The organism is Streptomyces sp. NPDC016677 (assembly GCF_055562815.1).
The window spans coordinates 45,205-68,378 of the sequence record NZ_JBVHEO010000008.1 but is presented as its reverse complement, the minus strand read 5'-3'; the positions used below and the strand labels follow the sequence as shown (position 1 = coordinate 68,378).

The 23,174-nt window shown below is 73.4% G+C and carries 18 protein-coding genes; 12 read left to right on the top strand and 6 right to left on the bottom strand.

The features are described from left to right. Positions 1–44: 44 nt before the first annotated feature. The 3 genes from ACZ3IG_RS22055 to ACZ3IG_RS22045 are packed head-to-tail and all read right to left on the bottom strand — an operon-like array spanning position 45 to position 2,001. Positions 45–944 (bottom strand): aminoglycoside phosphotransferase family protein, encoded by a 900-nt coding sequence (locus ACZ3IG_RS22055; RefSeq protein WP_467434147.1) that lies wholly within the window; start codon positions 942–944, stop codon positions 45–47. Between the two features lie 41 nt (positions 945–985). Further along, positions 986–1,465, bottom strand: coding sequence for a ferritin-like domain-containing protein (locus ACZ3IG_RS22050; RefSeq protein ID WP_467434146.1), 480 nt, complete (start codon positions 1,463–1,465; stop codon positions 986–988). After that, positions 1,462–2,001 (bottom strand): hypothetical protein, encoded by a 540-nt coding sequence (locus ACZ3IG_RS22045; RefSeq protein ID WP_467434145.1) that lies wholly within the window; start codon positions 1,999–2,001, stop codon positions 1,462–1,464. Before ACZ3IG_RS22045 ends, ACZ3IG_RS22050 begins: the two co-directional genes overlap by 4 nt. Before the next feature lie 215 nt (positions 2,002–2,216). Here ACZ3IG_RS22045 and rimP point away from each other — a divergent pair, with 215 nt between their 5' ends. The 9 genes from rimP (at position 2,217) to ACZ3IG_RS22000 (ending at position 14,753) form a co-directional block, all read left to right on the top strand. Continuing rightward, entirely contained in the window at positions 2,217–2,783 is a 567-nt protein-coding gene (gene rimP / locus ACZ3IG_RS22040) for a ribosome maturation factor RimP (protein ID WP_467434143.1), read from the top strand. A gap of 2 nt (positions 2,784–2,785) precedes the next feature. After that, the gene (gene nusA, locus ACZ3IG_RS22035) at positions 2,786–3,775 is read left to right on the top strand and encodes a transcription termination factor NusA (RefSeq protein ID WP_403544356.1); all 990 of its coding nucleotides are present in this window, start codon (positions 2,786–2,788) and stop codon (positions 3,773–3,775) included. Between the two features lie 112 nt (positions 3,776–3,887). Next, positions 3,888–4,169 carry a YlxR family protein gene (locus ACZ3IG_RS22030; RefSeq protein ID WP_467434142.1) on the top strand — a complete coding sequence of 94 codons (282 nt, stop codon included), beginning with the start codon at positions 3,888–3,890 and terminating at the stop codon, positions 4,167–4,169. A 179-nt stretch (positions 4,170–4,348) separates the two neighbouring features. Next, entirely contained in the window at positions 4,349–7,477 is a 3,129-nt protein-coding gene (infB, locus tag ACZ3IG_RS22025) for a translation initiation factor IF-2 (RefSeq protein ID WP_467434140.1), read from the top strand. A 153-nt stretch (positions 7,478–7,630) separates the two neighbouring features. Next, on the top strand, positions 7,631–7,924 hold the full coding sequence (locus ACZ3IG_RS22020; RefSeq protein ID WP_467434357.1) for a DUF503 domain-containing protein: 294 nt from the start codon (positions 7,631–7,633) through the stop codon (positions 7,922–7,924). Between the two features lie 43 nt (positions 7,925–7,967). After that, complete coding sequence (gene rbfA, locus ACZ3IG_RS22015; RefSeq protein ID WP_467434139.1) at positions 7,968–8,441, top strand: 30S ribosome-binding factor RbfA; 474 nt, start codon at positions 7,968–7,970, stop codon at positions 8,439–8,441. Continuing rightward, entirely contained in the window at positions 8,438–9,343 is a 906-nt protein-coding gene (truB, locus tag ACZ3IG_RS22010) for a tRNA pseudouridine(55) synthase TruB (RefSeq protein ID WP_467434138.1), read from the top strand. The genes rbfA and truB overlap by 4 nt, the downstream gene beginning before the upstream one ends. Before the next feature lie 416 nt (positions 9,344–9,759). Next, a complete protein-coding gene (locus ACZ3IG_RS22005) occupies positions 9,760–13,671 on the top strand; it encodes a trypsin-like peptidase domain-containing protein (protein WP_467434136.1) in 3,912 nt (1,303 codons plus the stop codon). Between the two features lie 128 nt (positions 13,672–13,799). Continuing rightward, the gene (locus tag ACZ3IG_RS22000; RefSeq protein WP_467434135.1) at positions 13,800–14,753 is read left to right on the top strand and encodes a bifunctional riboflavin kinase/FAD synthetase; all 954 of its coding nucleotides are present in this window, start codon (positions 13,800–13,802) and stop codon (positions 14,751–14,753) included. A 65-nt stretch (positions 14,754–14,818) separates the two neighbouring features. Here ACZ3IG_RS22000 and ACZ3IG_RS21995 read toward each other — a convergent pair whose 3' ends face one another. From ACZ3IG_RS21995 to eccE, 3 genes are all read right to left on the bottom strand, one after another. After that, complete coding sequence (locus tag ACZ3IG_RS21995) at positions 14,819–17,515, bottom strand: SCO5717 family growth-regulating ATPase (RefSeq protein WP_467434134.1); 2,697 nt, start codon at positions 17,513–17,515, stop codon at positions 14,819–14,821. A 205-nt stretch (positions 17,516–17,720) separates the two neighbouring features. Further along, positions 17,721–18,566 carry a hypothetical protein gene (locus ACZ3IG_RS21990; RefSeq protein ID WP_467434132.1) on the bottom strand — a complete coding sequence of 282 codons (846 nt, stop codon included), beginning with the start codon at positions 18,564–18,566 and terminating at the stop codon, positions 17,721–17,723. Next, positions 18,566–19,891: a type VII secretion protein EccE gene (gene eccE / locus ACZ3IG_RS21985; RefSeq protein ID WP_467434131.1), complete on the bottom strand. Its 1,326-nt coding sequence runs from the start codon at positions 19,889–19,891 to the stop codon at positions 18,566–18,568. Before eccE ends, ACZ3IG_RS21990 begins: the two co-directional genes overlap by 1 nt. 562 nt (positions 19,892–20,453) lie before the next feature. Between eccE and eccB the strand changes: the two genes are divergently transcribed. From eccB to ACZ3IG_RS21970, 3 genes are all read left to right on the top strand, one after another. After that, the gene (gene eccB / locus ACZ3IG_RS21980) at positions 20,454–22,040 is read left to right on the top strand and encodes a type VII secretion protein EccB (RefSeq protein WP_467434130.1); all 1,587 of its coding nucleotides are present in this window, start codon (positions 20,454–20,456) and stop codon (positions 22,038–22,040) included. 206 nt (positions 22,041–22,246) lie between these two features. After that, on the top strand, positions 22,247–22,558 hold the full coding sequence (locus ACZ3IG_RS21975; protein WP_467434128.1) for a WXG100 family type VII secretion target: 312 nt from the start codon (positions 22,247–22,249) through the stop codon (positions 22,556–22,558). Between the two features lie 167 nt (positions 22,559–22,725). Beyond that, positions 22,726–23,010: a WXG100 family type VII secretion target gene (locus ACZ3IG_RS21970; RefSeq protein WP_467434127.1), complete on the top strand. Its 285-nt coding sequence runs from the start codon at positions 22,726–22,728 to the stop codon at positions 23,008–23,010. Positions 23,011–23,174: the final 164 nt, after the last annotated feature.

Genomic DNA, 23,174 nt, shown 5'->3' with positions numbered 1-23,174 from the left:
CGCCGCAGGCATCCCGCCCGCCCACCGCCGCCGGAGGCACCCCCTCACAGCCAGCCCGAGAACTCCAGCAGCAACTCCGCGTCCTGGGGGCGGCCGACCCGCGACGCCCGTACGCCCGACTCCACGGCCCGGAACAGGGTCCAGCCGCGCAGCCGCTCCCGGTCGACCTCCAGGGACTCCGCGAGCCGCTTGATCCGGCGCCGGACCGTGGAGGCGCCGGACGGCTGGGCGATCAGGTCCTCCACCCGGTCCCGTACCAGCCGGGCCAGGTCGAAGGCCGGCTCGCCCACCACCGGGTCGGGACCCACGGCCAGCCACGGCATCCGGTCCCCGGCGAGCACCTTGCTCTGCCGGAACGTGCCGTGCAGCAGCCGCTCCTGAGCGGGCCCGGCCAGCAGTTCCGCGCGCACTGCCAGGGCCGCGTCCACCAGCGGCGCCACCGCCGGGTCGGCCTCGGCCCCCGCGCGCATCGCCGCCGCCTGCCGCCCGGTCCGCTCGGCCACCGTCTCGAAGGGATGCTCCGCGGGCGGCGCCACCCACAGCCGCCGCAGCGTCCCCGCCGCCTCCAGCAGCGCCCGCGCCTCCGGCAGCGACCGCACCGACACCTCCGGGTGCAGCCGCTCCAGCAGCAGGACGCCCTCGGCCACGGAAGGCTCCAGCAACCGCACGGCACCCCGGCCGTCCCAGTGCGCCAGCGCCGCCCGCTCGCTCTCCGGCCGCGCCCGGGGCGGGGCCAGCTTCAGCACCGCGGGCGTCCCGTCGGCGGTGCGCACCAGCACCACCAGGCTGCCGCGCCCGCCGGGCACCACCGTCCGCTCGACGCTCAACCCGCGTAGACCGACGGCCCGACGAGCCGCCTCGGGCAGACTCGCCAGCCAGTCGTCACCGTCCGGTGCCGTCTCACCGAGCGCCCTGACCAGACGCCGCGGCGGTTCGAAAGCCATGCGCGAGCCGTTCCCTTCCCGTACGGGCGCTCCCGTACGTGTCACGCGGTCGGTGCCGCCGAGGCCGGCGCCGTACCGGCCCGCTCGGCGAGCCCTGGGAAGGCTACGCTCCCGCCGCGCCAGCGCACCGCGCGGACCGCAGCCTCCCGCAGCGCCTCGGCCGCCGCCTTCCGGCGCTCGCCGCCGGCCGCCCGCACCAGGTCCGAGTAGACCCCGGCCACCCGTTCCTCCAGCTCCGCCGCCAGCCGCACCGCCGAGGCCGCGTCGGACACCGGGAAGGGCAGCGCGTACCCGGCCCGGGCGGCGACCGGCGTCGCCCCGAGGTCGCGCACCTCGCGCCCCAGCGCGTCCCGCCGGGCCCGGTGCGCGTCGTACGCCGTGCGCGCTTCCGTACGCCGGTCCTCGCCCACCCGGGCGCCGACGACGCCGTAGCCGTAGACCGCCGCGTGCTCGGCCGCCAGGACCGCCTGGAGCGCCTTCAGCTCCTGCTTCTTCTCGCTCTTCCCGGACTCGTCGCTCACCGGTCGCCCTCCGTCAGCAGATACACGTGTCCCGCCCCGGCCGCCGCCACCGAGGCCAGCAGCCGGGCCAGCTCGCCCGGCACGTCCGCCAGCGCCGCCGTCCGCCGGTCGGCCAGCTTCCGCTCGGCCGCGGCCAGCAGGGCGAGCGCCTCCTCTTCGGCGGCCGGTACGGCGTCGGCGGTGGAACCGTCGTCCGGCCCCGCGGCCCGTGCCGAACCGGAGGGCGAGACCGACGGGGACGCGGCGCGGGCCCCGCCGAACGCCGCCGCGTGCCGGAGCACCTCCGCGCGCAGCGGGTCCAGCCGCTCCGCCAGCCCGGGATGCGCGGCGATCACCGCGGCGTACCGCCCCGCCAGCTCCGCGCTGTCCCGCGCGGCACGCGCGCGTGCCCGGTCGGCGGCCCTGGAGGCGGCGTCCGCGCCGGAACCGGAGGAACCGGTACAGCCGGCCAGCAGCACGGCCCCGGCGGCGGTGGCGAGCAGACTCCTTCTGCGCGGTCGCGAGGGCGGGCGTGACGATGAGGGCAACGACGACACGGCAGACGTCCTCGGCAGGCTCGTACGGAAGGCGGGGGAAGGGTGGCGGGCGCCCGGGGCGGCACGCCGTGATCACCGTACCCGGCAGGCCGCCCGGCGCCACTCAGCGGCACCGTCGAGCCCGGGTGGACGGCAACACCCCCCGCGACCGGATACCCTTTGACCTGACACGCGCACCGTCCCACAACAGCACACGCGGCCGAGGAGTCACCCGGATGAGCACCACCCAGAGCGAGAGGCTGCGAGAACTGCTGGAACCGCTGGTCGCCTCCCAGGGTCTGGATCTGGAAGAGATCGCGGTGGACTCGGTCGGACGCAAGCGGGTGCTGCGCGTCGTCGTCGACTCCGACACCGGTGCGGACCTGGACGCGATCGCCGATGTGAGCCGCGCGCTCTCGGCGAAGCTCGACGAGACGGACGCGATGGGCGCGGGGGAGTACACCCTGGAGGTCGGCACCCCGGGCGCGGAGCGCGAGCTGACGGAACACCGGCACTACGTACGGGCCGTCGACCGCCTGGTGAGGTTCCAGCTCACCGAGGGCGGCGAACTGGTCGCCCGGATCCTCGGCGTGCACGACGAAGGACTCGACCTCGAAGTACCCGGCGTGAAGGGCCGCAAGGCCACCGCCCGCACCCTCGCCTTCGACGAGATCGCCAAGGCGCGGGTCCAGGTCGAGTTCAACCGCAAAGAGCAGCACGACAAGCGCGACAAGCACGACAAGCGTGACGAGCATGACCAGCGTGACGAGAACGACATGAAGGAAGAAGAGGAGGAGGCGTAGCCGTGGACATCGACATGAGTGCCCTGCGGGGCTTGGTGCGGGAGAAGGAGATCTCCTTCGACCTGCTGGTCGAGGCGATCGAGTCGGCCCTCCTCATCGCCTACCACCGCACCGAGGGAAGCCGCCGCCACGCGCGCGTGAAGCTCGACCGGGAGACCGGCCATGTGACCGTGTGGGCGAAGGAGGACCCGGACGACCTGGAGGAGGGGCAGGAGGCGCGCGAGTTCGACGACACCCCGTCGGACTTCGGCCGGATCGCCGCCACCACCGCCAAGCAGGTCATCCTGCAGCGGCTGCGGGACGCCGAGGACGACGCCACGCTCGGCGAGTACGCCGGCCGCGAGGGCGACATCGTCACCGGAGTGGTCCAGCAGGGCCGCGACCCGAAGAACGTGCTGGTCGACATCGGCAAGCTGGAGGCCATCCTGCCGGTGCAGGAGCAGGTGCCCGGCGAGACCTACCCGCACGGCACCCGCCTGCGGTCGTACGTCGTCCGGGTCGCCAAGGGCGTCCGCGGCCCGTCCGTGACCCTCTCCCGTACCCACCCGAACCTGGTGAAGAAGCTCTTCGCCCTGGAGGTCCCGGAGATCGCCGACGGCAGCGTCGAGATCGCCGCGATCGCCCGCGAGGCCGGCCACCGCACCAAGATCGCCGTCCGCTCCACCCGCTCCGGACTCAACGCCAAGGGCGCCTGCATCGGCCCCATGGGCGGCCGGGTCCGCAATGTGATGGGCGAGCTGAACGGCGAGAAGATCGACATCGTCGACTGGTCGGACGACCCGGCCGACATGGTGGCCAACGCGCTCTCGCCGGCCCGTGTCACCAAGGTGGAGGTCGTCGACCTGGCGGCCCGCTCCGCGCGGGTGACCGTGCCCGACTACCAGCTGTCGCTGGCCATCGGCAAGGAGGGCCAGAACGCCCGCCTCGCGGCCCGGCTCACCGGCTGGCGCATCGACATCCGCCCGGACACCGAGCAGCAGCCGTCCGAGTGAGGGAATAGATCCGAGCCGCCGGAACGCTGAGATCATCGACAGCTTCCGAGGCGGTATGTGTTCGATTCTTGCCCCGAAGGGGTGAGGTCGCCGCGGGGAGGTAGACTTAGGAGTGTCTGGCCGGACGCGTGCTCGTGCATGCCCTGAACGCACCTGTGTGGGGTGCCGGGAGCGAGCGGCCAAGACCGGACTGCTGCGCATCGTGGCGGTCGAGGGCGACTGCGCCCCCGATCCTCGCGGTACGCTGCCCGGCCGGGGTGCGTACGTTCACCCCACCCAGGTCTGTCTCGACCAGGCGGTACGCCGCCGGGCGTTCCCGAGGGCACTGCGCGTCCCGGGACCGCTCGACGTAAAGGCGTTGCGCCAGTACGTCGAGCAGACGGAGGGTTGCTGACCAGGATTGCTGGTCGGGCAACCACGGCAAGTAAGACGTGCCGTACGGAACCCCGTACGGCTTGGTACCTCGCGAGTCGAAAGCAGGTCGAGATTGCGATGAGCACTCGATGAGTACGCGATGAGTACGCCCATGAACTAGCGACGGTCCGGACGCAACCCGGACCTCAAAGGAGCGAAGTGGCTAAGGTCCGGGTCTACGAACTCGCCAAGGAGTTCGGTGTCGAGAGCAAGGTCGTCATGGCCAAGCTCCAGGAACTCGGTGAATTCGTCCGTTCGGCGTCTTCGACGATCGAAGCGCCCGTCGTACGCAAACTGACAGACGCCTTCCAGCAGGGCAGCGGGAACGGCCGGTCCGCCGGCAAGCCCGGTGCGCCCCGCAAGGCCGCCCCCAGGCCCGCCGCGCCCTCGCCGGCGCAGGCAGCCCCTGGTGGCACCCCCCGCGCCGCCAAGCCGGCCGGAGACCGTCCGGCCGCCCCGCGGCCGGCCGCACCCAAGCCCGCGGCCGCCCAGCAGCCGTCGGCCCCCGCGGCCTCCTCGGCTCCCGCGGCGCCCTCGGCCCCCGCGCCGTCGGCCCCGGGCCCGCGTCCGACGCCGGGTCCCAAGCCCGCGCCGCGTCCGGCCCCGGCCGCGCCCGAGTTCACCGCGCCGCCCGCGGCGGCGGCTCCCTCCGCACCCGCCCCGTCCGGCCCCAAGCCCGGCGGCGCGCGTCCCGGCGCTCCCCGTCCCGGCGGCCGGACCTCCGGCCCCGGTCAGGGCCAGGGCCAGCAGGGTGGCGGTCAGGGCCGTTCCGGCGGTCCGCGTCCCGGTTCCCCGGCGGCGCGTCCCGGCGCCCGTCCGTCCGGCCCGCGTCCGGGCAACAACCCCTTCACCTCCGGCGGCAACGCCGGTATGGCCCGTCCGCAGTCCCCGCGCCCGCAGGGCGGCGGCCCGCGTCCCGGCCCCGGCGGTCCCGCCGGCGGCGGTCCGCGTCCGCAGGCCCCCGGCGGCCAGGGCGGCGGTCCGCGTCCCCAGGCTCCGGGCGGCAACCGTCCGACCCCGGGCTCGATGCCCCGTCCGCAGGGCGGCGCCGCGGGTCCGCGTCCCGGCGGCGGTCCGCGTCCGAACCCCGGCATGATGCCGCAGCGTCCCGCTGCCGGCCCGCGTCCGGGCCCCGGCGGCGGCGGTCGCGGTCCCGGCGGTGCCGGTCGTCCCGGCGGCGGCGGTCGTCCGGGCGGCGGCGGCTTCGCCGGCCGTCCCGGTGGTGGCGGCGGCGGTGCCGGTCGTCCCGGTGGTGGCGGCGGCGGTTTCGCCGGTCGTCCCGGTGGTGGCGGCGGCTTCGGCGGCGGCGGTGGCCGTCCCGGCTTCGGCGGCCGTCCCGGCGGTCCCGGTGGCCGTGGTGGCACGCAGGGCGCCTTCGGCCGTCCCGGCGGTCCCGCGCGTCGCGGTCGCAAGTCGAAGCGGCAGAGGCGCCAGGAGTACGAGGCCATGCAGGCCCCGTCGGTCGGCGGCGTGATGCTGCCTCGCGGCAACGGCGAGACCATTCGCCTGTCGCGCGGTGCGTCGCTCACCGACTTCGCGGAGAAGATCAACGCCAACCCGGCGTCGCTCGTCGCGGTCATGATGAACCTCGGCGAGATGGTCACGGCCACGCAGTCCGTCTCCGACGAGACGCTCCAGCTCCTCGCCGACGAGATGAACTACACGGTTCAGATCGTCAGCCCGGAGGAGGAGGACCGCGAGCTGCTCGAGTCCTTCGACCTGGAGTTCGGCGAGGACGAGGGGTCCGACGAGGACCTGGTCGTCCGTCCGCCGGTCGTGACCGTCATGGGTCACGTCGACCACGGAAAGACCCGACTGCTCGACGCCATCCGCAAGACGAACGTCATCGCGGGCGAGGCCGGCGGCATCACCCAGCACATCGGTGCCTACCAGGTCGCGACCGAGGTCAACGACGAAGAGCGCAAGATCACCTTCATCGACACCCCGGGTCACGAGGCGTTCACCGCCATGCGTGCCCGTGGTGCGCGGTCGACGGACATCGCGATCCTGGTCGTCGCGGCCAACGACGGCGTCATGCCGCAGACGGTCGAGGCGCTCAACCACGCCAAGGCGGCCGACGTCCCGATCGTCGTCGCGGTCAACAAGATCGACGTCGAGGGTGCCGACCCGACCAAGGTGCGCGGTCAGCTGACCGAGTACGGCCTGGTGGCCGAGGAGTACGGCGGCGACACCATGTTCGTCGACATCTCCGCCAAGCAGGGTCTGCACATCGACTCGCTGCTGGAGGCCGTGATCCTCACGGCCGACGCCTCGCTCGACCTGCGGGCCAACCCGAACCAGGACGCGCAGGGCATCTCGATCGAGTCCCGTCTCGACCGCGGCCGCGGTGCCGTGGCGACGGTCCTCGTGCAGCGAGGCACGCTGCGGGTCGGCGACACGATGGTGGTGGGCGACGCCTACGGCCGCGTCCGCGCCATGCTCGACGACAACGGCAACAACGTGCCCGAGGCGGGCCCGTCGACGCCGGTCCAGGTCCTCGGCCTGACCAACGTCCCGGGTGCCGGCGACAACTTCATCGTGGTCGAGGAGGACCGTACGGCCCGCCAGATCGCGGAGAAGCGCGCCGCACGTGAGCGCAACGCCGCGTTCGCCAAGCGCACGCGCCGCGTGTCGCTGGAGGACCTGGACAAGGTGCTCAAGGCCGGCGAGGTCCAGCAGCTCAACCTGATCATCAAGGGTGACGCTTCTGGTTCCGTCGAGGCCCTGGAGTCCTCGCTGCTCCAGCTGGACGTCGGCGAAGAGGTCGACATCCGCGTCCTGCACCGCGGCGTCGGTGCGGTCACGGAGTCCGACATCGACCTGGCGATGGGCTCCGACGCCATCGTGATCGGCTTCAACGTGCGCGCCGCCGGGCGTGCCGCGCAGATGGCCGAGCGCGAGGGTGTGGACGTCCGGTACTACTCGGTCATCTACCAGGCGATCGAGGAGATCGAGGCGGCCCTCAAGGGCATGCTCAAGCCGGAGTACGAAGAGGTCGAGCTGGGTACGGCGGAGATCCGCGAGGTCTTCCGCTCGTCCAAGCTGGGCAACATCGCGGGTGTCCTCATCCGCTCCGGCGAGGTCAAGCGCAACACCAAGGCGCGCCTCATCCGCGACGGCAAGGTCATCGCGGAGAACCTCAACATCGAGGGTCTGCGTCGCTTCAAGGACGACGTCACCGAGATCCGCGAAGGCTTCGAGGGCGGTATCAACCTCGGAAACTTCAACGACATCAAGGTCGACGACGTCATCGCGACGTACGAGATGCGCGAGAAGCCGCGGGTGTAACAGCCCCGTCTTCTCCAGACGGCGCGGTCCGGGGCCGGTCGGCGGAAGCAATATCCGTCGATCGGCCCCGGCCGTTCGTTGTACGGTTCTGATGTCCCCGCCACACGGATGGCGGGGCCATCGATCCCGGACCGGCGGGTGAACCGGTTGCACATGTATGTGGGGACGCTGTCCTTCGACCTCCTCCTCGGCGACGTACATTCGCTGAAGGAGAAGCGGTCCGTCGTCCGCCCGATCGTCGCCGAACTCCAGCGGAAGTACGCGGTGAGCGCGGCGGAGGTGGATCACATGAACCTCCATCGCCGGGCCGTCATCGGTCTGGCCCTGGTGTCCGGCGACGCGGGGCACCTCAGTGACGTGCTCGACCGGTGCGAGCGGCTGGTCGCCGGCCGTCCCGAGGTGGAGCTGCTGTCCGTCCGACGGCGCTTCCACGGCGACGACGACTGACCCCAAGAACGAGATTGATCAGGAAAGAACGGGAGACGGACCAGTGGCCGACAACGCGCGGGCCAAGAGGCTGGCGGACCTCATCCGGGAAGTGGTGGCCCAGAAGCTGCAGCGCGGGATCAAGGACCCGCGGCTCGGCACCCACGTCACCATCACGGACACCCGGGTCACGGGTGACCTCCGGGAGGCGACCGTCTTCTACACGGTCTACGGCGACGACGAGGAGCGGCAGGCCGCCGCGGCGGGCCTGGAGAGCGCCAAGGGCATCCTGCGCTCCGAGGTCGGCAAGGCGGCCGGGGTGAAGTTCACCCCGACCCTCGCCTTCGTCATGGACGCCCTCCCGGACACCGCCAAGAACATCGAGGACCTCCTCGACAAGGCGCGGCAGTCCGACGCCAAGGTGCGCGAGGCGTCCGCGGGCGCCCGCTACGCCGGCGAGGCGGACCCGTACCGCAAGCCGGGCGAGGACGACGACGCGGCCGACGAGGCCGACGGGACGGACGACACCGCTCAATGACCGACAAGCACACCACGCCCGACGGCCTTGTCATCGTCGACAAGCCGTCGGGCTTCACTTCGCACGACGTCGTCGCCAAGATGCGCGGCATCGCCCGCACGCGGCGCGTCGGGCACGCCGGCACGCTCGACCCGATGGCGACGGGCGTCCTGGTCCTCGGCGTGGAGCGGGCCACCAAGCTCCTGGGGCACCTCGCCCTCACCGAGAAGGAGTACGTGGGGACCGTCCGGCTCGGCCAGACCACCCTGACCGACGACGCCGAGGGCGAGATCACGGGGTCGGTCGACGCCTCGAAGGTCACCCGCGACGCCATCGACGCGGGGATCGCCGAGCTGACCGGCGCCATCATGCAGGTGCCGTCGAAGGTCAGCGCCATCAAGATCAACGGCGTGCGCTCCTACAAGCGGGCGCGCGAGGGCGAGGAGTTCGACATCCCGGCCCGTCCGGTCACCGTCTCCTCCTTCCAGGTGTACGACGTCCGGGACGCGGTCGCCGAGGACGGCACCCCGGTCCTGGACCTGGTGGTGTCGGTGGTCTGCTCCTCCGGTACGTACATCCGGGCGCTCGCCCGCGACCTGGGCGCCGGTCTGGGCGTCGGCGGTCACCTGACCGCGCTGCGCCGCACCCGGGTCGGGCCGTACAAGCTGGACGCCGCGCGGACGCTGGACCAGCTCCAGCAGGAGCTGGAGGTCATGCCGGTCGCCGAGGCCGCCGGGGCCGCCTTCCCGCGCTGGGACGTGGACGAGCGGCGCGCCCGGCTGCTCGCCAACGGGGTGCGGCTGGAGATGCCCGAGGTCTACGCCGGCGCCGGCGCGGTGGCCGTCTTCGGCCCCGGGGGCGGGCTGCTCGCGCTGGTCGAGGAGCAGCGGGGCAAGGCGAAGAGCCTGGCCGTCTTCGGCTGAGGGAAGAGCCTGGCCGTATGCGGCCGAGGAGGGGGCTGAGGGCGGTTGCCCGTGGAGCGGCGGACACGGGGTCGTCCTCGCCGCCGCTCCACGGTCCCCCCTCGGTTCCCCCACCCCCTAGGGTCTATCCAGGAGGGCCCCTGTGTTCACCCGTCCGGGCAGGCGCTCGGAGTGAACCGGGGGAGCACAAGGGGGCGCGTTCCCCACGCGATCTGTCCCGCTGATCATCGTCCGCCTACCGTCGGACGCAGAGCACGGCGTACGGCGGGGGAGGTTCGACGATGACGTCGCGGCACCGGAGGACGAGGGCGGCGCGGGACCTGACGACGGTGACGTCGGGGGACAGGGACGGGGACCGGGGCAGGGAGAGGGACCGGAGCGGGGACCCGGGCAGTGACCGGAGCAGGGGTGGCGCGGTGCCGTCGCCGGGCGAGGTCGCGGTGCGGCAGGCACCGCCGGGTGCCGGCGGCCCGCCCCCGGCGCCGACCGGACCCGCCCTGGTCCGGATCCACGACCTGGCCGGCCGCCCCCGCGGCACGGGATTCGTCGCCGACCACCACGGCACGGTCGTCACCAGCCACGAGGCCGTCGACGGCCTGCCCCGACTGGTCCTCCACGGCGCCCGTGACCGGCGCTGCACCGTGACCGCCGACGCGGTCATCCCGCTCCCCGGTCTGGACCTCGCCCTCGTCCGCACCGAGGGCCTCGGTCTCGCCCCGCTGCCCCTCACCGCGGGGGACGGCCCCGCCGTAGGGAGCTATGTGCGGATCGCCGCCGACGGCTGGCGCGAGGCACGCGTGCTCGGCACCGCCGCCGTGACGTACACGTCCACCGAGGGCTTCCACTTCATCGGCGACGCGCTGGAACTGGCCGTCGGCACCCTCGGCCGGGACGCGCTGCGGCTGGGCGGCGGGTCGGCCGGGGGGCCGGTGCTCGACGCCACGACCGGGGCCGTGGTCGGTGTCCTCGGCACCGCGCTGCGCTCCGGCCACAGCGACCTCGGCTTCGCCGTGCCGCTGCGTCCCGGCCGCGTCCCCGGCCCGCTCGCCGAACTGCTCACCGAGAACGCGGCGACTGTCCCGGCGTACGGCACCGACCTCAATCTGGCCGGCGTGCTGGAACTGACGGCGACCTCGGCCGGCCAGGACCGCCCGGCAGGTCTCCCGGTGGGCCGGACCGGTACTGTCCTCGCGCCGCCGCCGGTCGAGCGGGCGTCCTCGGTACGGGAGTTCGCCGCCTTCGTCGAGAGTCCGGCGTACGTCCTCGCCCTCGTCGGTGCCCCCGGCAGCGGCCGTACGACGGAGCTGGCGGCCCTCGCCGACCGCCGCGGCCGGGGTACGCGGCCCGCCCCGACCCTGTGGCTGCGGGGAGCGGATCTCCGGGACGACGACGCCTCCGTGGCGGACGCGGCGGGACGGGCGCTGGGACGGGCGGCACGGGTCGTGGCCGCTGCCGGGGGGCCGGGTGGGTTGAACGGGTTCGGCGGGGTGCGGGTCGGTTCTCCGGGGCCGGGGCAGCCGGGGGGCGTTGGGGGAGGGGAGGGGGTTGGCCGCGGAGGCCCCGGGGATCCGACGGGGGCGGCAGGACCGGCTGAGCTGGCAGGACCGGCGGGGGCGGCGAGGTCAGCAGGGCCGGGGGGACCGGAAGGGCCGCAAGGGCCGGTGGCTTCTGGAGGCCCTGTCGGCCATGTCGGCCGTGTCGGCCCTGTCGGTCCTGGTGATCCCATCGACCTTGTTGGTTCTGAAAGGCCCATCGACCTCGTTGGTCCCGCCAGTCCCGCCAGTCCCGCCAGTCCCGCCAGTCCCGCCAGTCCCGCCAGTCCCGCCGGCCCCGGTGACGCGGGGCTCGGGGACATCTCCCCGGGGCGGTTGGCCGAGTTGGCCCGGACGGCCGGGCGCCCTCTGCTCCTCGTCCTGGACGGGCCCGAGGAGATGCCGCCGGGGCTGCGCCGGCGGCTGGCCGAGTGGAGCGAGGGCACAGCGGCCTGGCTGCGGCGGACGGGCACCCGGCTGGTCGTGGCGTGCCGCGCCGAGTACTGGGAGCGGGCGGGGACGGAGTTCCCCCGCGACCTGCTGTACGAGCCCGTCACCGCCCCCTCTCCGGCCCCGCCCCGGGTTGTCCTGGGCGACCTGACCGACGACGAGGCGCGGCGGGTACGGGCGCGGCTCGGCGTGCCGGACGGAGCGCTCGTGGACGCCGACGCCCGCCACCCCCTCACCCTCCGCCTGTACGCCGAGGTCAGGACGGCCCTGGGCGACCCGCCGCCCGCCACCGGCGGCGAACCACCCGTCCCCCTGTGCCGGGACGATGTGTTCGCGGCCCACCTCGACCTGGTCTGTCTGCGCGTCGCGGCCCGGCTGGCCGCGGAGAACGGCCTGCGCGGCCGGGCCGTGCGGCGCCTCGCGGCGAAGGTCTCCGGGCAGGTCCACGAGGCCGCCCGGCGCGGCCTCGCACCGGGGGAGGGGGCACTGGACCGGGAGTCGTTCGAGACGGTGTTCCCCCGGGGGGCCGGGCCGGCCCACCTCGGCGGCGTCACCGGCTGGGCGTCCGCCGTCCTGGCCGAGGGCCTTCTGGTGCCCGCCGGCCACGGCTACCGCTTCGCACACGAGGAGCTGGCCGACTGGCTCCAGGGCCTCCACCTCGACCTGGACGAGGCCCTGCGCGCCCTCGTCCACCAGCACCGCCCCCTCGACGCCGAGTCCCCCTCCCCACCCGTGCCGCACCACCGAATCGGCCCCGTCGTCGAGGCCCTGCTCCACCTCGCCCGCCAGCACGGCACCCCCCGACTCGCCGCCCGTCTCCAGGAGTTGGCCCACACCCTGGACGCCGGGCCGTACTCCTGGTGGGCCGCCCGGCTGCTCGCCGGGGTGCTGACCCGGGTGCCCGACCCGGTGCCGTACACGGAGGTGCTGCGCCGGCTCGCCGAAGCGGTCGTGGCGCGACGGGAGGAAGGGCGGCCGGTGCCGGGCGAGTTCGGGCCGGCCTTCTGGTCGGCGCTGCCGCTGCCGGACGACCTCCGCCTGGACCTGCTCCGCCGGCTGGTCCGCGCCGACGGGCCCCCGCACGAGCCGGGCCCCCGGCACCTCGACGCGGTCGCCGCTCTGCTCACCGCCGCCCCCGGGACCGTACAACCGCTCCTGATCCGCTGGTTCGACGACGAACGGCCGCTGCCCGGCGCGCCGCACGCCACCGTGGCCACGGCCGCGCAGGCGCTGCTGCACACCCACCGGCACCGTGCCCCCGACGACCTCGTCGAGGTGCTCGTGGACAGCGCGCACCCCCGGGCGGGTGAACTGCTCGCCGCCCTCGCCGAGGAGGAACCCTCCGCCCTGTGCCGCGCCGCCGACCGGTGGGCGCGCGACGAGCGCCACGCCCGGCGCGCGGCGGCCATGACGTACGGACTGCGCGCCGCCCCGCACGCCCGCGACGAGACCGACCGCCAACTGCTGCGCTACGCCGCCCTCGCCCTGCTGGTCCGCTCCGCCGACAGCCCGCTGCACGGCGCCGCCCTCGCCCTGCTCGTACACGACCCCGACAGCCGCGACCGCCACCTGGAACGGGCGGTGCGCCACTTCGCGGCGGGCGACCCGTACCTCCCGCCGAGCGCGATGGCCGTCGCCCTGCCCACCCACCCGGAACCGGTCCTGGACGCCTTCCGGGCCCGGCTGCGCGGCCCGGACGCCGGGGAGGCGCTGCGCAGGCTCGCCGACGCGACCACCCCCGGACTGGCCGGGCGGATCGCGGAGGTGGTGGCTCAAGCCGTCGCGCGGCGTCCCGAGAACGCGGCGCACGTCGCCGCGTACGTGGACCGGCGCCTCAGGCAGGACCCGTATGCCGCCCGCGAGGCGCTCCTGCCCCTGGTCGGCGCGCTGCTGACCGGCGGCCCCGAGCAGGTACGCACCGCACTCGCCACCGTGCTCGGCGCCCCCGGCACCACCGCCTGCGCCCCTCTCCGCGCGGAGCTGCGGGAACTCCTCCTGGACCACGAAGGCGACCCCGCCGTGCTGGACGCACTCCTGCGCGCAGCCGTCCTCCCGGGCCCCGAACCGTCCGGCGGACCGGACCCCGAACCGTCCGGCGGACCGGGCCCCGAAGCGTCCGACGGACTGCGCACCCTGGTCCGGCGCACCGGCCTCCGGCTGGTCCGCACTCCCGAGGGCGCCGCCCGCTTCGACACCGCCCTGGTCACCTTCGCCCGGCAGGTCCCCGGCTTCGCCGCCCGTCTGGCCGGCTGGCTGTCCGGGGCGCCCGAGGAGTGGGCGGGGCTGGTGGGCCCCGGCACCCGCCGGACCGTCGAGAGCCTGGCCGGCCTGGGCATCCCCGCGTGAGGCGTGGACCGGTCGCGTGCGTCCGGTCACATTCCATGCCGATGCGGGCCGCGGCCGGGCGGCATGGCACCCTTAGACCTGCGGAAGCGGCAAGGTTCTCGACGAGTTTGCGACAAGGAGCAGACACAGTGCAGCGCTGGCGTGGCTTGGAGGACATCCCCGAGGACTGGGGACGCAGCGTCGTCACCATCGGCTCCTACGACGGCGTCCACCGCGGGCACCAGCTGATCATCCGGCATGCCGTGGACCGGGCCCGCGCGCTCGGCGTCCCGGCCGTCGTCGTCACCTTCGACCCGCACCCCAGCGAGGTCGTCCGCCCCGGCAGCCACCCGCCCCTGCTGGCCCCGCACCACCGCCGCGCCGAACTCTGCGCCGAACTGGGCGTGGACGCGGTCCTCATCCTGCCCTTCACCAGGGAGTTCTCGAACCTCTCCCCGGCCGACTTCGTGGTCAAGGTCCTGGTCGACAAACTGCACGCCAAGGCGGTCGTCGAGGGCCCCAACTTCCGCTTCGGTCACAAGGCCGCCGGAAACGTCGGCTTCCTCACCGAACAGGGCCGCGTCTACGACTTCGAGGTCGAGGTCGTCGACCTGTACGTGACCGGCGACGCGGGCGACGGGCAGCCCTTCTCCTCGACCCTGACCCGGCGCCTGGTCGCCGAGGGCGACATGCGCGGCGCCGCCGAGATCCTCGGCCGCCCGCACCGCGTCGAGGGCGTCGTCGTCCGCGGCGCCCAGCGCGGCCGCGAACTCGGCTTCCCCACGGCCAACGTCGAGCCCCTCCCGCACACCGCCGTCCCGGCCGACGGCGTCTACGCCGGCTGGCTGCACGCGGCCGGCGAGGCGATGCCGGCCGCGATCTCGGTCGGCACCAACCCGCAGTTCGAGGGCACCGAGCGCACGGTGGAGGCGTACGCCATCGACCGCGTCGGCCTCGACCTGTACGGCCTGCACGTCGCCGTCGACTTCCTGGCCTTCGTCCGGGGGCAGGAGAAGTTCGACACGCTGGACGCGCTGCTGGAGCAGATGGCCGAGGACGTCAAGACGTGCCGGGAGCTGGTGGCGGAGGCGGACACCCCCTAGGGGGCGCAGACACAGGCCAGGGCCCGTACCGACGTGAAACCGGTACGGGCCCTGGCCTGTGTGGGCTACTGCTGGGTCCAGCCGGGCGGTACGGTGCCCTGCTGCGGGTCCTGGGGAGGCTGCTGCCAGCCCTGGCCCGGTGCGGGGTGCTGCTGGGGAGGCTGCTGCCAGCCCTGCCCCGGCTGGGGGGCACCACCGGGATGGGGGTACGGCTGCTGCTGCGGCGCGGGCGCGTACCCCTGCTGGGGCTGCTGCGGGTACTGCATGTTCGGGTTGCCGAACCCCTGCTGGGTCCGGGCGATGTCCTCGGCGATGAGGGCGGCGAGATCGAAGTACGCCTCGCGCGTCTTGGGACGCATCATCTCCAGGTCGACCTCCGCGCCGGCGGCGAGGTGCTCGTCGAAGGGCACCACGACGACACCGCGGCAGCGGGTCTCGAAGTGCGCGACGATGTCCTCCACCTTGATCATCTTGCCTGTCTCACGGACACCGGAGATCACGGTGATCGACCGCTGGACGAGATCGGCGAACCCGTTCGCGGACAGCCAGTCCAGGGTGGTCGACGCGCTGCTCGCCCCGTCCACCGACGGGGTGGAGATGATGATCAACTGGTCGGCGAGGTCGAGGACCCCGCGCATCGCGCTGTAGAGCAGACCGGTTCCCGAGTCGGTGAGGATGATCGGGTACTGCCTGCCCAGCATGTCGAGCGCGGCCCGGTAGTCCTGGTCGTTGAACGTGGTCGACACCGCCGGGTCCACGTCATTGGCGATGATTTCGAGGCCCGACGGCGCCTGCGAGGTGAAGCGGCGGATGTCCATGTAGCTGTGCAGCTGCGGGATCGCCTGTACCAGGTCGCGGATGGTGGCACCCGTCTCGCGCCGGACCCGTCGGCCCAGCGTGCCGGCGTCGGGGTTGGCGTCGATCGCCAGGATCTTGTCCTGCCGCTCGGAGGCGAGGGTCGCGCCCAGAGCCATCGTCGTCGTGGTCTTGCCGACACCGCCCTTGAGGCTGATCACCGCGATGCGGTAGCACGACATCACCGGCGTACGGATCAGTCCGAGCTTGCGCTGCCGCTCCGCTTCCTCCTTCTTGGCGCCGAACTTGAAGCGGGACGGGCCCGCGTTGTTCTTGCGCGCCTTGGGCTGGTTGCGCAGCAGCCGGTCGGAGGTGAGCTCCACGGCGGCGTTGTAGCCGAGCGGGGTACCGGGCGCGGCCTGCTGCGGCTGGGCCCCCGGCCCACCGGGCTGCGGGCCGGGCGGAGCGCTCCAGCCCTGGTTGCCGTAGGCGGCGGGCGGCTGTTGCGGCTGGGGCTGCTGCTGGGGTGCGGGCTGGGGCTGGGGCTGGGGCTGGGGTGCCGGGTGGGGCGGCTGGCCCGGCTGCGGGTAGCCGTAACCCGGCTGCTGGGGCGGATAACCGTAACCGGGCTGTACGGGCGGCTGAGGCTGAGGAGCCTGCTGCGGGTAGCCGTACCCGTCCGCCTGCGGCTGGGGCGCGCGATGGGGGTCCGCCGGTGCGGGCTGCCCGGCCGCGGGGTACGCGGGCTGCGGGGGCGGGCCGAACGCCCCTTGCGGAGGTACCTGGTGACCGGGCTGCCCGGGCATCGGCTGGCCGGGGACCTGGGGGTAGCCGGGGCCGGCCGCAGCCTGCGGGTCCGGCTGCGGTACGCCTTGGCCGGGGTGCGCGGGCGCGAACCCCTGCGGCAGCGGCGGCAGCGGCTGGCCGGGCGGGGCGGGCACGGGGGCCTGCCCGGTGGGCTGTGGTGGCTGCGGCTGCTGTCCCTGGGCCGCGGGCATCGGCCCGGGAGCGGCGGGCGGAGGTCCCGGCGCGACGGGCGGGGTGCCGGGCGCGGGCGGCGGAGGGCCGGGTACGACGGGGGCCGCGTCGGCGGCGGCCGGCGGGGCCGCGGGCGCGGCCGGCGGTGGTCCGGCGGCGGGCGCCGGACCCGCGTCCGCCTCCGGACCCGTTTCCGCCGCCGTCGGCGCGGCCCCGGCGTCCGGGTCGGACTCGGGGCCGGAGGAACCGGCGGACTCCGCCGCGTCGCTCCGGGCCTCCTCCGGTTCCGCCTCCGCCACATGGTCGCCGGCACCGCCGAACAGCCGCGCCGCCTCCGCGTCGGCCGCGGCGTGGTCGAGTTCGGCCTCCGTCGGCACGGGCGCGGCCGGCTGTTCCGGAACGGGCGGCGCGGGCACTTCCGGCGCGGCGGCGGTGTCCGGGGAGGGCGCGTCGGCGGTGTCCTGGCCGACCGGCCGCAGTACGGGGAAACCCGGGGCGGCCGGCTGCTGCGCGGGCTGCTGGGGGGCCGGGTAGCCGCCCGACGGTGCCTGACCCGGCTGGGGCGTGCCGGGCCCGTTCTGCTGGGGGTAGCCGTACCCCCCGGCTGCGGACTGCTGCGGGAACCCGTAACCGCCCGTGGAGGCACCCGGCTGAGCGGCGTCAGGGGCGCCCTGAGCCTGGGCGGGCGGCTGTTGCCGCGCGGGTTGGTGCGGGGCGCCCGGGGCCTGCGGCTGCGCCGGCCGCGTGCCCTGGGGCGCCGGACCGCCCGGCGGACCGTTGGGCGGACCGACCGGCGGTCCGGCCGAGGGCGGCGGTGGAGTGGGTGCGGACGGCTGCTGCGCTTCGGCGGGCGACCCGCTCTGCGTACTCTGTGCGTACCAGGCAGGAGGCGTGTAGACGATTTCGAACTCGCCGGTGAGATCCACGTCGTGATCGTCCCCGTCCGAGGAAGGGCTGTCGCCGTTGTACTCGGACCGATCCCTGTTCACTGCTTGCCTCCTGGTCAGCCACTGCTGCTGAGCTGGTCGTCGTCTCGGCCGGGCGGACCGAGTGGCGAGTCCCACGCGACTGCGATCGTCACCGCACCACCAGAAGCCTAATCACTCGGATGGCGGGACGGAAAAGCCCCACGGGCGCCGAGGGAGATGCCTCGTGGGGGTGGCCGTTCCCACCGCCCTCGCGGACGACGACGCGTCAGTCCATACGGCGCGCCGCGCCGAGCAGGCCCGTCTCCGCATCAGTGGGTTCGGTCATGACGAACTTGTGGTGCTTGCGAGTGCACCACAGGGCCACGCCGTCGTGAAGGTTCGGGAGGTGCTCGAGGTGCTCGCTGGAGACGCCCAGGGTGTCACGTACCACCTCGGTCTCGTAAGGGGAGATGCGCTGGATCCCGACGAGGTGGGCCTGGGCCAGCCAGCGCGGCGCGTGCTCGCTGACGAAGGGAAGCACCGTCACCACGGCCTGCCACGGCGCGGTGTTGACCCGCCCTCGCGGCGGACGGATGCCGCAGTCCCGGATCAGCACCACGGGACTCGACACGGAGGGCCCCTGCGCGGGCACCCGGCCCACCGGATAGACCGTCATGCACTGCTGACCGCCCCCCGCTGCCTGGGCGAGCTGCTGCCAGGCCTGCGGGCGGCCCGTCTCGACCCCCACGCGCGCACCCGTCGCGGCGGCGCGCAACGCCAGCACCTGGGCGAGCCACAGACCGCCCACCAGTACGACGTCGAAGGCGGTCGGGCGGGACAGCCCGAGTACCGCCGGCTGTCCGTCCTGGTCCTTGCCGATCAGTACGCCGTCGTCACCGATCGGCATGCTGATCGCCGCCAGTTCCTCGGCGGTGACGACATGACGGTTGCGGCGCGGACCGCGCAGCCCGAAACCCGGGCTGACGATGCGGCGCTGCTGCTGCGGTGTCTGCGGCTGCCGGACGATGGGGATCATGCCGGTGTCGGTCGGCGAGGCCACGTGCGCGGGCGTGCGCACCGGGGCGGCCTGGTTCTGCCGGCCGGGAGGCATGGTCGACGCGGGGTGGGACATCAGCACGTACCTCCGAGCGGCAGAGTGGCGAGGGCTCCGGGAACCTGTTCCCGGTCGAGACGGACCAGGCCGACCTTCGCGGCGCTCGCGGCCCGCTCCAACTCGCGTCCCAGCTGACCGAGTTCGTCGTCACCGCGGGCGGTGATCCGGACGTGCCCGGTGAGCGAGACACCCCGGTTGCCCGCCTTGCTCAGGGTCATGCTGAAGGTCGTGGCGAGCACCGGCAGCGAGGTGAACTGCGTGACCAGCTGGGGCAGCGCCACACCGCCGTTCCCCAACTGGGGCCAGCGGGAGACCCAGTACGTCGTGTGCCAGCGGTCGTCGACCCGCCAGGTCCGCACCGACTCGACCGTACGCCGCTGGGACGGCCGTCCGTCCTGCGCGTGCTGCGCGTTGACCCGGGGGTTGAGGCAGCTGGAGGTCGCCAGCGCCTGGAGCAGTTCGGTCTCGTCCAGGATCGTCGCCTTGAAGCCGGCCCCGGCCAGCCGGCTCGCCAGCTGGTCCGCCACGCGCAGCAGGGCACGCTGGGCCCCCGGAACACCGTCCCCGCGGGCCTGCACCGCCTCCGGGCACAGCTCCGGGTCGAGCTTGAGGGCGACCCAGGTCAACCGGAGCGCGGGAGAACCGGTCTGCGCCTGGAGGGGACCGTACGAACGGGCGGCGAGCGACTGCGCGGGCAGATGCGGCGCGGGAGCCGGCTGGGTGTGCTGCACGACCTGGGCGGAGGCGAGACGGATACCGTCGACCTCCAGGGCCTCCTGGACCAGCCGCAGCGGCAACTGCCGTCCGGCCGCCTCGGGGCGCAACGGCTGGTCGGCCGGCTGCACGAAGAGCACGGTGGTCAGGAAGGTGCCGTCCCCGATCATGCCGATCGAACGGTCGTCACGGGACACGAAGTCGTACGTCCGCAGGGCGGGATCGCACTCCACGGCGGCGGCCAGCATCGGGTCCGTGCCCGGCGGGACCGGCAGCTTGGCCTCGCGCCGGCGGTGCCTGAACGCGCGCGCCGTCTCGTACCACTCGGGCAGTGGACGGCTGCCCCGGCGCAGCACCGCCAGGAGCAACAGCAGCGCGGCCACCGCTCCGGCCGGGATCAGCAGCCAGGAGACGTCGGCGGCCCAGGCGGCCAGCATGATCGCTGCCGCGAGTTCCACGAGGACGAGCTGCTGCAGCCGCACCGGACCCAGGCCGCCGGGGCGAGGCAGTGTGCGGGGCGACGCGGCGGCGGAAGGAGGCGGCCCGGCCGGGGCGCGTCCGCCGCCGGCCGGAGGCCCCTGTCGCTGCTGTGCGCGGCGTCCGCGCCGAGTGCTCGTACCGCTGGTCATCCCCCGGACATCCCTTTCGCGAAGTGTGCGGCCGATCGTCGGCGGGAGCCTCCGCGAGAGGTCCCGGCCGAGGGCCAGGGGCACCGACGGCCCCGTCATCCATGCGAGTGGCTCACGGTACCCGTTGCGGAACGCGAGGCGACACAGGGGACACCGGACCCCGGCCGTCCAGCCTGTCATGGACCGGCCGCGCGCGGGCGCGGCGTCGCGGGGAAGCTCTGTGAAGATGCGGGGACGGCTGTATACCTGGTGGATCACCGTTCCGCGACGCAGGGCATAGTAGGTGCCTGCGCGGACGGAGCGGCCCTTCGAGAGCGACAGGCCGTGAGCGCGAGGGGTGACGTGTCCCGCGCGGGGCCGCGCGGCCCGAACGTGACCGGGCGCCACGGGGCACGGTCGGGCAGGGTGAGGCGCGGTCGGGCAGGGTGGGGCACGACCGGGCGGCGCGACACCCGGTCGAGCACTGCGAGCCCGGCCGAGCACCACGCGCACGGTCGGACGTCGCACCACGATCGAACAACACCACACGATCGAGCATGACCAAACGGGAGATACGGGGACCATGGCAAAGCGTCAGGACGAGCTCGCCGCCTACACGTTCGCTCGCAAGCGCACCGTCGCGGCGTTCCTGGCGCCGTCACCGGGCGGCTCGGAGGAAGGCGCACCGCGCCCCGTGCGCACGGTGATGCCCAGCCTGGCGGTCGGTGTCGTACTGGTGGTGGGCTTCATCGCCTGGGGCGTGATCAAGCCGACGGCACCCCAGGGCTGGGACAAGCCGGGCGAGTACATCATCGTCGACAGTGACTCGACGACGCGCTACGTCGTCCTCAACGACGAGGCGTCCAACGGCAAGAAGACGCCGACCCTGCACCCCGTACTCAACTACGCCTCCGCCAAGCTCCTCCTGGACAAGGGCAAGGGCAGCGTCATCGAGGTCGCCGGCAAGGAGATCGACAAGAGCGACATCCCGCACGGCGCGACCCTCGGCATCCCCTACGCGCCGGACCGGCTGCCCTCCAAGGAGGACGCGGAGAAGCCGAAGACCTGGGCGGTGTGCGAGCGTCCGGCTCCGGGCTCGCAGGACGCCATCGACCGCGCGGTCTTCGTGCTCGACGCCGCCGACGCCAAGTCGCTCGACGACACGGGCAAGGTCGACGCCCGTGAGGCCCTGTACGTCGTCGACTCCAAGACCGGTGCCCAGTTCCTGGTCGACGGCGAGGGCAACCGTTTCCTGCTGGGCGGTGAGTCGGGCCTGAGCAGCACGACCATGGAGCAACTGCGGGCCGCCGTCATCGGCACCTCGGCCGAGCCGCAGCCGGTGAGCCAGGAGTGGCTGAGCACCCTGAACGACGGCGGGGACATCACCTTCCCGGAGGTCCCCTCCGTCGGGCAGCCGACCTCGGTCCAGGGGCTCCCCGCCGAAGCCGCCACGGTGGGCCGGGTGCTGCGGGCGAAGGACGCGCAGGGCGAGCAGTACTACATCGTCCTGGAGGACAAGGTCGCCGCCGTCACGCCGTTCGTCGCCGACCTGCTCAAGGCGTCGCCCGCCGCGCAGCAGGCGTACGGGACGGACGGCATCGACGACATCAGGGTCGACACCCAGACCATCATCGAGGCCAACGGCGGTGCCGCCGACAAGTTCTACGCCGACAAGGGCTGGCCCCAGTCGGTTCCGGGGCAGGCCAACCCGGCCGCGACGGCGACCGACGAGGCGCACACCACCTCGTGCAGCGTGTACAAGGGCACCATCGGCGAGGACAAGAAGCCGGAGCTGGCCGCCTGGGCCGGGACGACGTACCCGAAGAAGGTCATCGCCGATTCGCTGAGCGCCTCCGTCTCGTCCGGCTCGGGCCTGCTCTTCCAGGAGGTCACCGGTGCGGCCGGCGGTGGCGGGGCGACGTACTTGCTGACCGACACGGGCCTGCGGTACTCGTTGCCGGCGAACAACGACAGCGAGGCCTCGGACGGTGGCAGTGCCTCTTCCGCGGATTCCGCCTCGGGCGAGGCGAGCGAGACGGACAAGGCGCGCACCAGGCTCGGCTACGAGGACGTCTCCAGCCCCGCGATCGTGCCGCAGACCTGGGCGACGTTCATCCCGAAGGGACCCACGCTGGACACGGGCAGCGCCGCCCAGCCGCAGAGCCAGTGACCGGTTCTGACCGGTGCTGATGGGCGTCCACACGCGCGGATAACAGACCGATCGCTCAAGTGTGTGAGCCCTGTAACTGATTGGTCATGTCTGTAGATGAGTGACAGGCTGACGATAGAGTGTCACCAGCGTGCAACGCTGCGATACTTTCCGGGCCGACCGAGCAGGTTTCCCGGAACAACGACAACAACGGGGAAGGTTTCACCATGGCCGGCCAGTTCCGGGTAACAGAGGACGAACTCACCAAGCTCTCCGGTGACATCAGCACCGTCAACGGCCAGCTCCAGGGCGAGATCCGCCGCCTCAACGGAGTGATCGACCAGATCGCCGGCGGCTGGCAGGGCCAGGCGGCGCAGTCCTACCGCCAGCTGCAGGACCGCTGGAACGCGGACGCGAAGAAGATGAGCGACATCCTCGCCGACATCAAGGAAGCCGTGGACTCCACGCGGAGCAACTACTCCGCGTCGGAGGAGCAGCAGAACTCCGAGATCAGCAAGATCATGTCCGACTTCGGCTGATCGAGCCGAGCGGATCTGAGCTGTTCTTCCCGATCCTGACCGTGAGCGACCGATCCAGGTCAATCCATGTCGATCTGTGTCAATCTGTGTCAATCCACGTCGATCATGCGGTCCGGGTCGTTCTCTACTGACTTTCTCTCCACGACTCTTCCTGAAGGGAAGCGACGATGTCGATCCTCGTCAATTACGCAACCATCACCAACGCCTCCACGGACGTGAAGACGACCGCCGGTCGCATCAAGCAGCAGCTCGACGACCTCGAGGCCGCGGTCAAGCGTGTCGCCAACACCTGGGAGGGTGAGGCGCAGGAGGGCTACCAGCGCAAGCAGCGCGAGTGGGACCGGACCGCCCAGGACCTGCACGCGACCCTGCTGAAGATCTCCACGGCGCTGCAGAGCGCCGCTGACAACTACCAGGCCACGGAGAAGAGCAACGCCGCGACCTGGGGCTGAGCCCGTCACTACCCGGGGGATGTGACATGAAGCAGATCGGCCCAGCGGACGCGATGTCGTCGGCTGGGCCGAACTCTGCTTCAGGGATGTACCCCGAGGAAAGCAAGTACGCCTTGGGAGCCTGGAGATGGAGGGCCTGCACGTGAAGGTCCGGACAGCCCGTA